Annotated in this window: 12 protein-coding genes; 6 read left to right on the top strand and 6 right to left on the bottom strand. The window is 55.5% G+C overall.

Annotation, left to right across the window (positions count from 1 at the left end; all coding sequences use genetic code 11):
- Positions 1-5: 5 nt before the first annotated feature.
- On the bottom strand, positions 6-1,898 hold the full coding sequence (locus tag VQ830_RS26525; protein ID WP_337271161.1) for a bifunctional sugar phosphate isomerase/epimerase/4-hydroxyphenylpyruvate dioxygenase family protein: 1,893 nt from the start codon (positions 1,896-1,898) through the stop codon (positions 6-8).
- Positions 1,899-2,098: 200 nt separating this feature from the next.
- On the opposite strand from VQ830_RS26525, the gene VQ830_RS26520 reads away from it, so the two are divergent.
- The 6 genes from VQ830_RS26520 to VQ830_RS26495 all read left to right on the top strand — a co-directional run bounded on the left by VQ830_RS26520 (position 2,099) and on the right by VQ830_RS26495 (position 6,540).
- Entirely contained in the window at positions 2,099-2,929 is an 831-nt protein-coding gene (locus tag VQ830_RS26520) for a transporter substrate-binding domain-containing protein (protein WP_337271160.1), read from the top strand.
- Positions 2,930-3,045: 116 nt separating this feature from the next.
- Positions 3,046-3,519, top strand: coding sequence for a type II 3-dehydroquinate dehydratase (aroQ, locus tag VQ830_RS26515; RefSeq protein ID WP_337271159.1), 474 nt, complete (start codon positions 3,046-3,048; stop codon positions 3,517-3,519).
- Positions 3,516-4,184: an amino acid ABC transporter permease gene (locus VQ830_RS26510; RefSeq protein WP_337271158.1), complete on the top strand. Its 669-nt coding sequence runs from the start codon at positions 3,516-3,518 to the stop codon at positions 4,182-4,184. The genes aroQ and VQ830_RS26510 overlap by 4 nt, the downstream gene beginning before the upstream one ends.
- Positions 4,185-4,194: 10 nt before the next feature.
- Positions 4,195-4,836: an amino acid ABC transporter permease gene (locus VQ830_RS26505; protein ID WP_337271157.1), complete on the top strand. Its 642-nt coding sequence runs from the start codon at positions 4,195-4,197 to the stop codon at positions 4,834-4,836.
- Between the two features lie 91 nt (positions 4,837-4,927).
- Positions 4,928-5,656 (top strand): amino acid ABC transporter ATP-binding protein, encoded by a 729-nt coding sequence (locus VQ830_RS26500; protein ID WP_337271178.1) that lies wholly within the window; start codon positions 4,928-4,930, stop codon positions 5,654-5,656.
- A gap of 53 nt (positions 5,657-5,709) precedes the next feature.
- Positions 5,710-6,540 (top strand): shikimate dehydrogenase family protein, encoded by an 831-nt coding sequence (locus tag VQ830_RS26495; RefSeq protein WP_337271156.1) that lies wholly within the window; start codon positions 5,710-5,712, stop codon positions 6,538-6,540.
- A gap of 174 nt (positions 6,541-6,714) precedes the next feature.
- Here the strand turns inward: VQ830_RS26495 and VQ830_RS26490 are convergent, their stop codons facing one another.
- The 5 genes from VQ830_RS26490 to VQ830_RS26470 all read right to left on the bottom strand — a co-directional run bounded on the left by VQ830_RS26490 (position 6,715) and on the right by VQ830_RS26470 (position 13,625).
- Positions 6,715-7,233, bottom strand: a complete 519-nt coding sequence (locus VQ830_RS26490; protein ID WP_337271155.1) for a VOC family protein — start codon at positions 7,231-7,233, stop codon at positions 6,715-6,717.
- Positions 7,234-7,278: 45 nt separating this feature from the next.
- Positions 7,279-9,780 carry an ATP-binding cassette domain-containing protein gene (locus VQ830_RS26485; RefSeq protein ID WP_337271154.1) on the bottom strand — a complete coding sequence of 834 codons (2,502 nt, stop codon included), beginning with the start codon at positions 9,778-9,780 and terminating at the stop codon, positions 7,279-7,281.
- 64 nt (positions 9,781-9,844) lie between these two features.
- Positions 9,845-10,912 (bottom strand): substrate-binding domain-containing protein, encoded by a 1,068-nt coding sequence (locus VQ830_RS26480; RefSeq protein ID WP_337271153.1) that lies wholly within the window; start codon positions 10,910-10,912, stop codon positions 9,845-9,847.
- A complete protein-coding gene (locus tag VQ830_RS26475) occupies positions 10,909-11,931 on the bottom strand; it encodes an ABC transporter permease (protein WP_337271152.1) in 1,023 nt (340 codons plus the stop codon). The genes VQ830_RS26480 and VQ830_RS26475 overlap by 4 nt, the downstream gene beginning before the upstream one ends.
- 632 nt (positions 11,932-12,563) lie before the next feature.
- The gene (locus tag VQ830_RS26470) at positions 12,564-13,625 is read right to left on the bottom strand and encodes a ketopantoate reductase family protein (RefSeq protein ID WP_337271151.1); all 1,062 of its coding nucleotides are present in this window, start codon (positions 13,623-13,625) and stop codon (positions 12,564-12,566) included.
- Positions 13,626-13,824: the final 199 nt, after the last annotated feature.

The following is a 13,824-nucleotide window of genomic DNA, read 5'->3' as shown; positions in this document are numbered from 1 at the left end:
CGACCTCAACGCACGGGCAGGCCCTCGGGCCGCATCTGTTTTTTGAGTGCAGCAATCCGGAAGATAGCGTTTGGCGCGCCATAGCCCCGATACCCGTTTCGCTGGACAATCTCAAAGAAAAAGCCTTCGCCAAAAGTTCCGCTATAAAGCTGGAAGTACTCACCGTGATCGTCACGATCATAGAGGATGTTCTCTGTCTTGAGACGTTCGGTAAGTTCAGGATCCAATCCAAACCGAGCTTCGACATCGCCGTAATAATTTGCAGAAATCGGCAGAGCTCGAAATCCGTTCTGACGTAATGCCGCCGCCGTGACAAAGATATTTGGCGTCTCGAAAGCAAGATGCTGAACGCCAGATCCAAACTTCTCAGCGATGAAGTGACCCGCAAGCGTGCGCCGGTTCTCAGCGCCGTTCAGCGTTATTCGCAGGCTTCCGCTATCATTTTCAACGACTTGGCTGCGCACTACGCCTGATGGATCGATGATATCGACCATCGGCGTTTTATGGGTTTCAAAAATGGAGGTGTAGAACAGCAGCCAAGTGAGCATCTCGTCATAGGCAACCGTTTGAGCCACATGATCGACGCGAAGGAGTTGCGCTGGGACGAGGTGTTTATCGCTATTTTCGACTGGCATGAAGTCGATCTCTGAGAAGCGTCCGAGATCGCTCTTGTTATCGATCAAGTAGATGAGACCCCCACCGACACCGCGAATGGCCGGTATCTCCATTTCCCCAGGTGCGACCTGTTGACCGAACGGTTCGGCTCCGAGTGCAATGCCCCTGGCAAGCGCCTTTTCGGCATCATCGACAGCAAGCGCGATCGCATAGGCCGAGGTGCCGTGGACGGCAAAGGATGTGTTCGCAAAGCCCGTTTCTTCGGTATTTACGAGAAGACGGATCGCTCCCTGCTCGAAAAGCTCCACCTTCTTGGTCCGATGGACTTTTGTTTTTTCAAAGCCAAGAGTCTTGAGAATGGCAACAAGGTTGCCTGCATCGTCCTGGTCGGTCGAAAATTCGACAAAGGCCACGCCATCTACCCGGCTGCGATCCGGCATGGCAAGAACGCTCAAGTTCTCGGCAGTAGGAAGACGGCGCACCTGATCACCGAGGTAGATGAGTGAGCGGTGGCCGTCGGCAGCAATCGAACGGGTGGAGCCGCCACGAAATTGGTCGTTGAAAATTTCCAGCGAGAAGTAGCCATCATATCCGGTCTGCGCAATTGCAGCCGTGAACTCCGTGACTGGCAGATCGCCCTCCCCAGGCATATTGCGAAAATGGCGCGACCAGTACAACAGGTCCATGTCAATCAGCGGCGCGTCCGCCAGTTGCACGATGAAGATCTTGTCCTTGGGGATCGAAAGGATCGAATTGATGTCGATCTTACGAGACAGGCTGTGAAAGCTGTCGAGGATCAGACCGACATGATCGTGGTTGGCACGTCGGACGATCTCCCAGGCATCGCGATGGTCATTGATGTGACGTCCCCAGGCGAGCGCCTCAAAGCCGACGCGCAGGCCGCGCGCCGCCGCCCGCTCGCCAAGTTCGTGAAAATCGGCTGCGGCTCGGTCGATCCCGCCTAAAGATACGGGCGACACATTCGAGCAAACCAGCACGAGATCGGTCCCCAACTCCTGCATGACATCGAACTTGCGTTCGGCGCGGTCAAACGTGCGCTGACGGTGGGAGGCTGGCATCCCTTCAAAATCACGAAAAGGCTGGAACAGCGTAATTTCGAGCCCGAGATCGCGAACCATTCGTCCTACGTCTCGCGGACTGCCATCGAAGGCAAGGAAGTCGTTCTCAAAAATTTCGACACCATCGAAACCTGCCGCTGCGATAGCTTGGAGTTTCTGGGGCAGTTCTCCGCTGATCGATACCGTTGCGATCGACGTCTTCATGGGCGCTCCTCCCGCTGAGCATCGGCCTCTTCTACCGCGATCTGGTCTTATGGGTCGCATGTCATGCCCGCCAAAGTCAATGTTGAAATGATTTATGCCATATATTTTTAAAATTCTCTGTTGATCCGAAGGCTGGTCCGTGGCAGTTCTATGACGACAGCAATGGGAGTGCTGGCAGAACAGCGTTTAGGAGGAGCAACATGTTCGCAATGAATTTGACCCGTCGTCGTGCCTTGATGGGGGCGGCCGCGCTTTTGGCCACTGCAACATTTGCAGGTTCGGCTGCGGCGATTACACCTGATGAGATCAAGGCGAGAGGCAAGCTCATTGTCGGCATCCAGGGCGATAATCCTCCTTGGGGATTTGTGACCAGCAGCGGTAAGCAGGATGGCTTTGATGCCGATATGGGCACGCTCTTCGCCAAAGAACTCGGCGTGACCGTCGAGTTCGTACCGCTGGAAGTCAACAATCGTATCCCTGCCTTGACCTCTGGCCGCGTCGACGTGCTGTTTGCGACCATGGCCATGTTGCCCGACCGTGCAAAGGCCGTGCAGTTTTCCAAGCCCTACAATGCAAATGCGATCGTGTTGATTGGCCCGAAGGATAAATCCATCAAGACGAAGGAAGACATGGCCAACATGACCATCGCGGTGGCAAAGGGCGCTGCCCAGGACACGCAAGTCACCAAGAATGCACCGGCATCAGCGACCATTCGCCGCTTCGATGGGGACGCCGCAAGCGTCCAGGCGTTGATATCGGGACAGGTCGAAGCGCTGGGTGGCAACATCTTCTATCTGGACCGGGTGGATAAAGCTGCTCCAGGTAAGTTTGAAAACAAACTCGAGTTCCAAAAGCTCTATAACGGTGCCTGCACAAGGCTCGGGGAAAAGGAGCTCAATGCCGCTCTGAATTCGTTCATCGACAAGATCAAGGCGAATGGCGAACTCAAGACGATCTACGCCAAATGGATGAAGGTGCCGGTGCCCGAATTTCCTGAAAGCCTCGAAGGCATTCCGTTCACAGCAAAATAAAGCGCTGTTTGCCGCCTTGTAACGAGGCAATCGGCACCGTGTCATGCGGTGTCGAAACCCAAGAACTGTGCCCTGTTGTGGTCGGCTACCCCTCCTTTTTTCTCCGGAGGCTCATCATGAGCAAGACGATCTTCATCTTGAATGGACCCAATCTCAATCTCCTGGGGGAGCGTGAGCCTGCAATATATGGTGCAACGACGCTGGCTGAGATTCGCCAGAACTGCATTGCACGTGGGGCGAAGCTTGGCTTCGAGATTGACTTTCGTCAGAGCAATTTCGAAGGGGAGTTGATCGAAGCCGTCCACCAGGCCCGCAAACAGGCCTGTGGTATCATCATCAATCCCGCGGGCTACACCTTTACCTCGGTGGCATTGCTGGACGCTTTGAAGACGTTCGACGGACCCAAGATCGAGCTGCATATCTCCAACGTCCACGCCCGTGAAAGCATATACCACAACTCGCTGATCTCTCGCACCGCCACCGGGATCATGATCGGCTTTGGCGCCCGTGGCTACGAATTAGCCATCGAAGCGATGGCCGACATGACAAGGACTTCGTCTGCCGGCGCGCCAAGGCAGGAGGCGTCATGAACTATACCTTGGATTTTACGCCGGTCATTGAGGGTTTGCCTAGTCTACTGACCGCATGCCTTGGCACGTTGATGCTGGCGATCTGCGGTATGTTGCTGGCAACGATCATCGGCATTGGTGGCGTCTTGCTCCGGCAATCTAAAATTACGCCTTTGCGATGGCTGATAATCGGCTTCGTCGAGTTGATCCGCAACACGCCGTTCCTCGTGCAGATTTTCTTCATCTATTTTGCCTTGCCGCTCATCGGTATCAGGCTGGACCCAACGCCGACCGCCATCATCGCGCTTGGCATTAATGGCGGTGCTTATGCGATCGAGATCATTCGCGGCGGGGTGCAATCCATCTCAAAGGGGCAGATGGAAGCTGGCCTTGCTCTTGGCCTGCACAAGGGGCAGGTGTTCCGTCTGATCATTCTGAAACCAGCGCTCCGCGCGATCTTTCCGTCACTCACCAGCCAATTCGTGCTCTTGACACTGACGACCAGCATTGCCTCGGCGATTTCCGCCTATGAACTGACGTCTGTATCGCAACGGATCGAGTCGGACAGTTTCCGCAGTTTCGAAGTCTACTTCACGGTGACGATTTTCTATCTGATCATGTCCTGGCTGATGATGCGCCTCTTTGCGTTCTTCTCCGCCCGGTACTTTGCCTACCCCGTCAAGTGAGGGATTGAGTATGGGCCGCGATGAATTTCTCTTCCTTCTTATCGGCTTGAAATGGACATTAGCGCTTTCGGCCGTTGGCTTTGTCTGCGGCTGTCTGGCGGGTCTTATCATTGCCTTGCTGCGAACATCAGGCATAAACGTCATTGAGCGCGCGACCGCTGCCTACATTGCCTTTTTCCAAGGCACACCGCTCCTCATGCAGTTGTTTGTGGTTTACTATGGTCTTGCGCTGATCGGCATCAAGATTGACGCATGGGCAGCGGTGGCCGCCGGCCTCACCCTGCACGCTAGCGCCTACCTTGGAGAAATTTGGCGTGGCGGTATCGAGGCCGTGCCGCGTGGTCAAACGGAGGCGTCAAAGGCGCTCGCTCTCAGTTATAGCGCGCGCATGAAGGACGTCATTCTCCCGCAAGCACTCCGCATCTCGCTTCCGGCCACCATTGGGTTTCTTGTGCAGCTTATCAAAGGCACGTCGCTCGCCTCGATCGTCGGCTTCACCGAGTTAACGCGTGCCGGCAACATCATTTCCAACCAGATTTTCCAGCCGCTGACCGTCTTTGGGATTGTTGGGATGCTCTACTTCGTCATTTGCTGCCCGCTGACGATCTATGGCGCCTACCTCGAACGAAAATTCGCGGCTTCAACGCGGTAGAAGGCCTATCGTTCTTCCCTTTCCCCCTGACGAGCCACACGGAGCTCTTCTCATGACTGACATTTCGGCCATCCAGACTGACAATCAGACTATGATCAGAATGACCGATGTAGAGAAATGGTATGGCGCGTTTCAGGCTCTAAAAGATATCAACATCACCGTTCGAAAGGGCGAAAAAATCGTCTTGTGCGGTCCATCCGGCAGTGGAAAGTCGACGCTGATCCGCTGCATCAACCACCTTGAAGCCTACCAGAAGGGTGAAATTCGGGTCGGCGGCTTGCTGCTTGGTCACCAATCCAAGAGCATTGACGCCGTACGCCGGGAAGTTGGCATGGTGTTCCAGCAGTTCAATCTGTTTCCACACCTCACCGTTCTGGAAAACTGCATGCTTGCTCCCATGCGAGCGCTCAAACTCGGCAGGCAAGACGCGGAGAAACGTGCGCGGCAGCTTCTGGACCGGGTGAAGATCGCCGAGCAGGCGGACAAATATCCGGCACAACTTTCGGGCGGTCAGCAGCAGCGCGTTGCCATCGCCAGAGCGCTGTGCATGCGCCCGCAGGTGATGCTCTTTGACGAGCCGACCTCTGCACTCGACCCGGAAATGGTCAAGGAAGTGCTGGATACGATGATCGGGCTCGCCGAAGAAGGCATGACGATGATTTGCGTCACGCACGAAATGGGTTTTGCCCGGCAAGTGGCGGACCGCGTCATTTTCATGGCGGCTGGCGCTGTTGTCGAAGAAGCACCACCGAACGAATTCTTCTCCAATCCGAAGCAGGAGCGTACGCGCAAGTTCTTAGGAGAGATCCTTGGACACTGACCTGCGTGGAGCGGGCGGCGGCCTGAAGGCGCATATCATGGAAGCTGAAGCCTATGATTGACGGCAACACCAAGTTGATAGCGCATATTGGCTATCCGACGCATTCGTTCAAGGCGCCGTTGATCTACAATCCCTATTTCGAGGAAGCCGGCATCAACGCCGCCGTCGTACCGATGGGATGTCACGCTGAGGATTATCCGTCCTTCCTGAAGCTGGTGTTCAAGCTATCCAACATCCACGGTGCGCTGATTACGATGCCGCACAAGATCGTCACCGTTGGGTTGCTGGACGAAGTGTCCAAGAGCGTCGCCGTCGCCGGCGCCTGTAACGCCGTCCGCCTCGCACAAGACGGCCGGTTGATGGGCGATATGTTTGATGGTGAAGGGTTTGTGCGCGGCGTTCTGCGCCGGGGACGCGCCATCAAGGGAAAGAGCGCTATCATGGTCGGTGCCGGCGGGGTCGGGTCTGCGATTGCCGCCTCCATGGCTCAGGCGGGCATTGCCGAATTGGCCATCAATGACGCTCATCCGCCCATGATGGAGGAACTGGCGCGACGGCTGCGTCTCCACTACCCCGAACTTCAGGTCACGACAGAAGCGACCGATCCCGCAGGCTACGATATTGTCGTCAACGCCACTCCGTTGGGAATGCGCGATGACGATCCGCTGCCATTCGACGTGCAACGGATATCACCGTCAGCTTTTGTCGGTGAAGTGGTCATGAAACAGAAGATCACGCCATTTCTCGCGCAGGTGCGTGCGCGAGGCTGCGAATTTCAGATCGGCCTCGATATGCTGTTCGAACAGATCCCGGCCTATCTGGAGTTCTTCGGGTTCCCGCCAACGACCTCCGATCATCTTCGCGAGTTAGCGCATACTGGTTAATCATCACGGCGCAGGAAGTGCTTCTTCCGCGACTACCATATTTTTTGCCATCCAACCGTCAGCCGATAGCCGCCTGTCCTCGATACCATCGAGGTTCGTCAAACACGGGGTTGGAACAAGACCATAATACGGGAAGGACCGGCGCGCGATCGCCTCTTCACAACGGCACTGCTTTTATTTGGCATGGTCCTTGGCGCGCCAAAGCCGATGTGGCGAGGCATCTTCGTAGCCGAGCTTCTTAAAGCTCGCCACTTCGAGAACGAGGCCCCAAGGCGAGCGGAAATAGATCCAGTTGAAGCCTTTCAAGGGACCTGACTCGACGAGATTGGGCCCGTCTAGCATTTCGACGCCTTGGTCCCGAAGCCGCCTTGCCGCCGCAAACACATCATCCACCTCAAAGCAGAGATGGACACCTCCAACTTCGGAAGGTCTTTTGGGCGGCGTCGGCTCCTCGCCATCATATTCGAACAATTCAACGCTGGTGCCCTGACCGCATTTCAGGAACGCTAGATCCCGGATTTTGGAATGGGCTGCCGCACCCAGCTTGTTTGCCATGAAGTCTGCATCGACATCGAAGGGACCGGTTCGGAAGACTTCTACTGCGCCGAACACAGCTTCGAAGAACCGCATTCCCTCCTCGATATTGGGAACGGTTATGCCGATGTGATGCATTCCGTAAACATGGCTCGCCACGGGACTTTTCCTTCGATGATTATAGGCTTCAGGAGAACAATCACCTCAGTGTCCAGCTCGCCTTCGAACGCTCGAATAGACGAGCGCTGCAACGACAACGAGGACGCCTTGAAAAAGGTACTGGTACGTCTGCGTCAGCCCTAGGAAGGTCACCGCATTCAGCACTTCCGTCAGGAGCACGGCGCCAAGCAATGTGCCGACGAATGTTCCGCGACCACCTGAAAGACTAGTTCCGCCCAGGACCACGGCCGTGATACTGGCCAATGTGTAATTGACACCTTGTCGCGGATCTCCGACGCCGACCTGCGTCATGAGCATGATGGCGCCGAGGCCCGTTAGCAGCGAACAGAGGATGTAGCCGCTGACGAATGTCCGATCGACCCTGATCCCGACCCTTCGCGAGGAATGCTCGTTCGACCCGATCGCCCTGAGACGCCATCCAGCTTTCGTTTTCCGCAAGAGATATTCCCCGGCCAACGTAAAGGCGAGGAGCACCAAGAAGGCCAACGGAAATGGACCCCATTGCCAGTTCACCCAGTCGGTGACGGTTGCACTGATGTAACCATCCGGGTTGTCGCGCAGTAGGAAGCTGAAGCCCTGGATCGCTATATACATTGCAAGTGTCGCTGCAATCGGTGTGAAATTCGCAAACCGTATCAGAATCCCGTTAATTGCGCCGGTTACGAAAGCGCCCAGCAACATCAGCAGAAATCCCGCCAGCATGACCGCTGTGGACTTGTCGTCGTTGATGAAAAAGGATGCGACAACGACAAGAAAGCCCGCCAGAGGCCCAACGGAAAGGTCGATCCCACCCATCAGCAGTGCCACCGTCTGGCCCATGGCGATGAACCCGAGCGCTGCCGCTAGAAGGAGGATATTGTAGATATTATAGATCGATAAGAAGTTATCGTTTTGGATATAGACATATAAGCCAAGAAGGATCGTCACGAGGGCCAGCGGTATAGCAGGCGCGTTGTCAGACTGAAGCAAGTGCTGAATATGTCCCGATCTTGCCGCAGCCGAAGTCGAACCATTTTCTTTGCCATGTGTATGGGCATTGACCGCTGCGGCAACAATGCGAGCTTCCTTGACATCTTCGCCGACCAACGTCTCGACGACATGACCTCGAGACAGAACCACGACCTTGTCGCACAGTCCTTCCAGTTCGACCGCGTCCGATGAATTGACAACGACCGGTGTGCCGGCTTCCGAGACTTCACGTAAAATGCGATAGATTTCAAAGCGCGCACCAACATCCACACCTTGCGTCGGCTCGTCGGCTATGATCAGTCCGGGTTCGGACAGGAGGGCGCGCGACATCACCACCTTCTGCTGATTTCCGCCTGACAATGCCAGGATCGGCGCGTCGAGCCCTGGTGTCTTAACGGCGAGCTCACCAAAGATGGAGGTGACAGCAGCAAGCTCTCTTCTGTGGCTGACAATGCCAGCTGCGGAAAATTTCTCAAGGGCGGAATAGGTTGCGTTTTCGCGCACCGTGAGACCGGCAGCCACACCTTCGATATGTCGATCGGACGGCATGAAGGCGGCTTCATGAAGGACTTCGCTTTGATCGAGCGATCGACCCTGCAAAGTAATCGTTCCCTTGGCTGGCTCCAGGCCTGCAAGTACCCTCATAAGCTCGGGCTGACCGTTGCCCGCCACACCGGCAATGCCGACGATATGGCCGCGCGGAACGTCGAAACTCACGTTCGACAGATCGCTATTCGTCAGGCTGCTGACCGAAAGACTGATCTTGTCGGGTGCATGGGATGCCTTGGGTGGGAAGGACGACTTGAGAGTGCGCCCGACGATAAGGCCGATCAATTCGGAATCGCTTACGTTGCGAACCATCTCACCGCCGCGAACCTGACCATCCCGCAAAACCGTCACGCGTTGCGCAATCTGCCGGATCTCGGCCAGGCGGTGGGTGATGTAAATGACTGAAGTGCCGTTCGCAGCCACTTCTCGGACGCGCGCGAACAGCATGTCGGTCGATTCCTGATCGAGCGAAGCGGTCGGCTCATCGAGAATAAGCACCTTTGGTTTCAGCGCAAGCGCCTTGGCGATTTCAAGGAGATGCTTCTGGGCCACGGTGAGTTTGTCGGCTCGCATGCGTAGCGGAACGTTCAATCCCATCAGATGCAGGATTTCAGTTGCGACCTCATCCTGATTTCGACCAGAGAAAATAGAGGCAGGCAGGGCGACCCGAAGGTTTTCAAGGACCGAGAGATCCTCGAGAATAGCAGGATGCTGAAAACAGATTGCGATGCCACGTGCCTTTGCCATGTCAGGCGTCATCTGATGGACAACCTGACCCTCGAAACTAATCTCTCCGTCGGTCGGCTGAAGCGTGCCTGAGATGACGTTCATCAAGGTAGATTTACCAGCACCGTTCTCGCCAAGGATCGCATGGACCTCACCTGCACGGAAATCGATGCTGACGTTGCTCAGAGCCGGGACGAGCGAAAAATATTTTGAGATGCCCGCCAAACGGATAACGACGTCCGCTGCTGGGGCCTCACTCTCTTTCATCATTGGTTCTGCCATGTGTTGCAATCCGTCTTTGGGCGAACCCCGGAGAGGTTGCCTCCGGGGTCATGTGATAACTCGATCAGCGACTCGTGGCCTTGACCTGATCTTCAGGAGAAAGCTTGGAAGACAAGTAGATCGCGCCAGGTAGATCCTTTCGGCACTGCACCGGGTTCGGCTTGCCGGAGACGGAATCTTCGAAAGCATCGGCCTTGAAGATTTCTTCCTTCGGCTTTTCACCCCCTGTTGCGAGCGCAATCGCCCATTGCACGGCAAGCCGCACATTGTCGTTCCCGGTCGCAACCGTGAATAGCTTGAAATCCGGGTTCTTTGCTTGGTTTTCCTGCCAGAAGCAGCCAAGCGAGTTGCCGTCTGAGGTTGCGATCGCCGGAATGGATTTTCCCTGTTTGGTAAAGGCCGGCAAAGCGCCAACCAGCGATGGACCGAAATCCGAGATGATCACATCGATCTTGTCGTTCTTGGCAATCTCTGCGGTCAGCACCTTTTGCGTAAGAGCCGGATCCCAATTGGTGACGTCGAAAGGCTGCGGATTGACGAACACATACTCAGATCCTAATACGCTCTTGAGCCCCTTAAGTTCGTCAAGGCCCTGGCTGTTCCCGGCAGGCCCGCTCAGGAACAGCAGCTTCCCGCCCTTCGGCAGCACGGTTTTGATCCATTTACCCCAGGTCACGCCATCGTTTTCAAACGAAGAACCGATGAATTTTGAATAATTCGTACCTTCTTTGCCGCCTACTGCAACGCGGTACGGCACGATGACCTTCCCTGACTTGTAGACACTGGTGATGGCCGGCAGCACTGCAGGTCCGGCGTCACCGAAGACAACCAGCGCGTCAATACCCTTTGCCGCCATTCCCTTGATGTCGGAAATCGCCTTTTGCGTATCACCCTGCCCATCCGCATACTCGTACTTGGTGATGCTGGGGCATTGATCGACGACCTGCTTGCCCGAAGCCGTCGTCACCTGACGCCAGCTGTTGCCGCCATAGCCATCCAAAAGAGCAAGGCTTGCCTTCTTCGGTCCGCACCAAGATGGCGTCTCGGCTTTTGCGAAATCGGCGCAGCCGAGCGCTGCAACGAGAGCCCCAACAGAAATGGTAAGGGGTCTGGTAAGCTTTAAGCGTTTCATTTTCTCTCCTCCACGATTTTTGTTCCAGTCGTCTTCTTGAGGTTTACCGTCCAACGGAGCGAGTAAACGCCGATGCCAAAACCCAAGGCGAGCGCCTGGATGATGGTTTGAGCCGAGTAAGGCACGCCGACTGAGAGTGCGAATTGGCTCAATTGATTGAGGAAGAAGGCGGCAATCACGGTCGAGATCGGAAATCCACGCCCACCCAGAAGAGAAGTGCCCCCCAGCACAACAACAGCAACAGACGGGAGGAGCAGGCTATCGCCCTGAAAGGCTGTCGGTTCGCGGGTGATCCCTGCGATCAAAATGCCCGCCATGCAGTAAAGAAGCTGCGCGAAGACATAGGCCATCATTTGGTGAACACGAACATTCAGTCCCGCGGCACGACCTGCGAGCGGACTGGCGCCAATTGTCTCAAACCTGCGACCGGCGACCGTTTTCTTCAGGGTAAAGGAGACGAGTGCAGTAGCGGCAATGGCAAAAAAGACTGCGTTCGGAATGCCGAGGCTTTCGCCGCCAGCAATCTCCGCAAGCAGATTGGTGGTGATCGACGGGACACCACCCGACGTCGCAAACACACCCGCATAAAGCAAAGCATTGACACCGATCGTCGCAATGATTGCGTTCAAGCGAAAGACACTGACAAGCAAGCCGTTGATGAAGCCTGCGACAAGCGCAAAGGCAATGGCCAGCAACACAGCTTGATAAAGTAGCGCATCGTTCTGCTGCGGATAATGGGTCGAAACGACGACTGCCAAAGAGACCGAGCCGGGTAGAGAAAGATCAAAGCCGCCATGCTGAACCACCAGCAATTGACCCAAACCAACGATTGCAATGATTGCTGCGAAAGGCAGGCTTCCTTTCAGAGCGCCGAAGGAAATGCTGGAAGGGGCGAGGATGGCGCAAATTATGAGTAAGAGCAGCGTTGACAACACGACCGTGACGAAACTACGCGCCAAAGGCATCGACAAAAGGCCCTGTCGGTTGTTAATCACGATGCTCGTCGGGTTTTGGATCATTTTTGTTGCCACCTTTCAGAAATTCCCTCACGGCAGCATCTCTCGCCGTCTCGTTTTGCAAAGGGTAGGAGAGTTCGTTCGCGCCGGCTGCATTGGCTCGATCATCAAGAGCTGTCACGTTTTCGGGTTGCACTACCGTCAGGCCCTACGACCGACACGGAGCAAACTGAAGTTCTTTAAGGAACCCTACGGGACCTCAGATAGGGACCGTCCGATTGGGACCGTCTCGTAGCGACGTCGTCACCAGCCTGAGGATTGGCTTGCTCGGGGGGAACAGCCTAAAATTCCCAAAATCCATATTCTACCTCCTCCAAGAAATAGTCTTTCATCTAAACCGTCGGTCAGTATGTCTCTCAAAGAGAAGAAGCAGGGCATCAGCACAGCCTCAATTCACAGAAAGACCTTCGCGAAGTTCAACTGACGAAGCGATGTATTGGAATTGAAACGGCTCCTCCTAACCGTTCGATGATAACTTTCCTCGATTTCACAGCGCCTGAAAACACTGAAAATATCCGGTATGGATATGTCGCTATCCGGCGTGGCCGTCAGGTATTCCCCTGTAAACCCATTATGCTCGACAAGCGGAGAGGAACAACGTCTGACCAGCCGGGCACGCGCGTCTCGCCAGGCGTTTATGGTATATCCAAACTTGCTTCGTAGGCTTCGATGAGAAGCCTGGCGTTTTCCGGTTTTGCTTCAAGCTTGCCGCTCTCGATCTCTAAGGCAACTTCCACCACGCGCTCGTTGATAGACGCCGACTGGCCATGCGCTTTCATGACATCGACGACCCATCCGTTCACTTCCTGAATCTCAGCGCGCCTGCCCTTTCGCCAATCCTGGAGGGATGTCGTCAATGTGTCGGCTTGGGAGAAAACGGTGAGGACCTCTTCGAAGATCTGGTCGACATAGCGCTCAGGATGGTTGGTCGTGACCGGCGGCATCCCGATGATGGGAACGATCTTGGCACCATCAGCAAGGGCGGCATACATTGCCTCGTAGCCCGCAGCACGCATGACCTCCAGCATTCCCGGCGCGCGAGCCGCATCGCCAAGAGGCATATTCACGATTGCAGATGGAATGAGTTCTGCGGCATTCACCACGAGCTTCATCCATTTTGCCGAGCGGATGTCATCGAAGACCTCGACGGTTCCCGCGTTGCGGAGCAACTCTGCGACCGCCTCCACTCTTGGCTGGGTGTCCGGGTCGAGTGCACCGAGAGCAAACCACGATGTGTCGTGGTCATTCTGGCGGTTGGTTATCCCTGGTTCCCACATGTTGGAGGCAATCTCGATAACGGCGCCTATGGTGCGTTCGCGGCCGACGATCGCAGCGATATCCTCATGCGTCATCCCGTTTTGCAAGCCAACGATCAGGCCATCTTTGGCAAGCACCGGCTCGATGAGCTGACAAGCCCACTTCGTATCGTAGGCTTTGACGACCATGAAAACGAGGTCAAACGGTTCTTTGACCTCGGCGACCTGACAGAGGTGCAACGCCGGTACTTTCGCGTTGATCGTGCGCGTCGGCAGATTCACGATGATGCCCTTCTCGCGAATAGCATTCACGTGATCTGGCCACTGCTCAATGAACGTCACGTCTAGACCCGCCAGGGCAAAATCGGCTCCAATCGAGGCACCCTGCGCGCCGGTCCCTAAAAAGGCGATCCGCGGACTGCCCGTCTTGTCCCAGGTCATGGTAAAACTCCAATGAAAGAACACAAGGGGCAAAACACCAGCATTTGCGGGAATTTCCTTGGGTTCGGTTATGTTTTAACCGGCGTTTGCGCCGATCGGCTAAATCTCTTCCGTCCGCAGGACGGAGTTGTCCTTCGGTTCTTGAACCAATCTCCAATGCGTGACCTGATGCCTTGGCTTCGGTCACAGAGTGACGTTC

This window comes from Oryzifoliimicrobium ureilyticum (assembly GCF_037199735.1).
Lineage (GTDB): Bacteria > Pseudomonadota > Alphaproteobacteria > Rhizobiales > Rhizobiaceae > Rhizobium > Rhizobium ureilyticus.
Note: the sequence above shows the minus strand (reverse complement) of the source record. Positions and strands in the feature narration are given on the sequence as shown.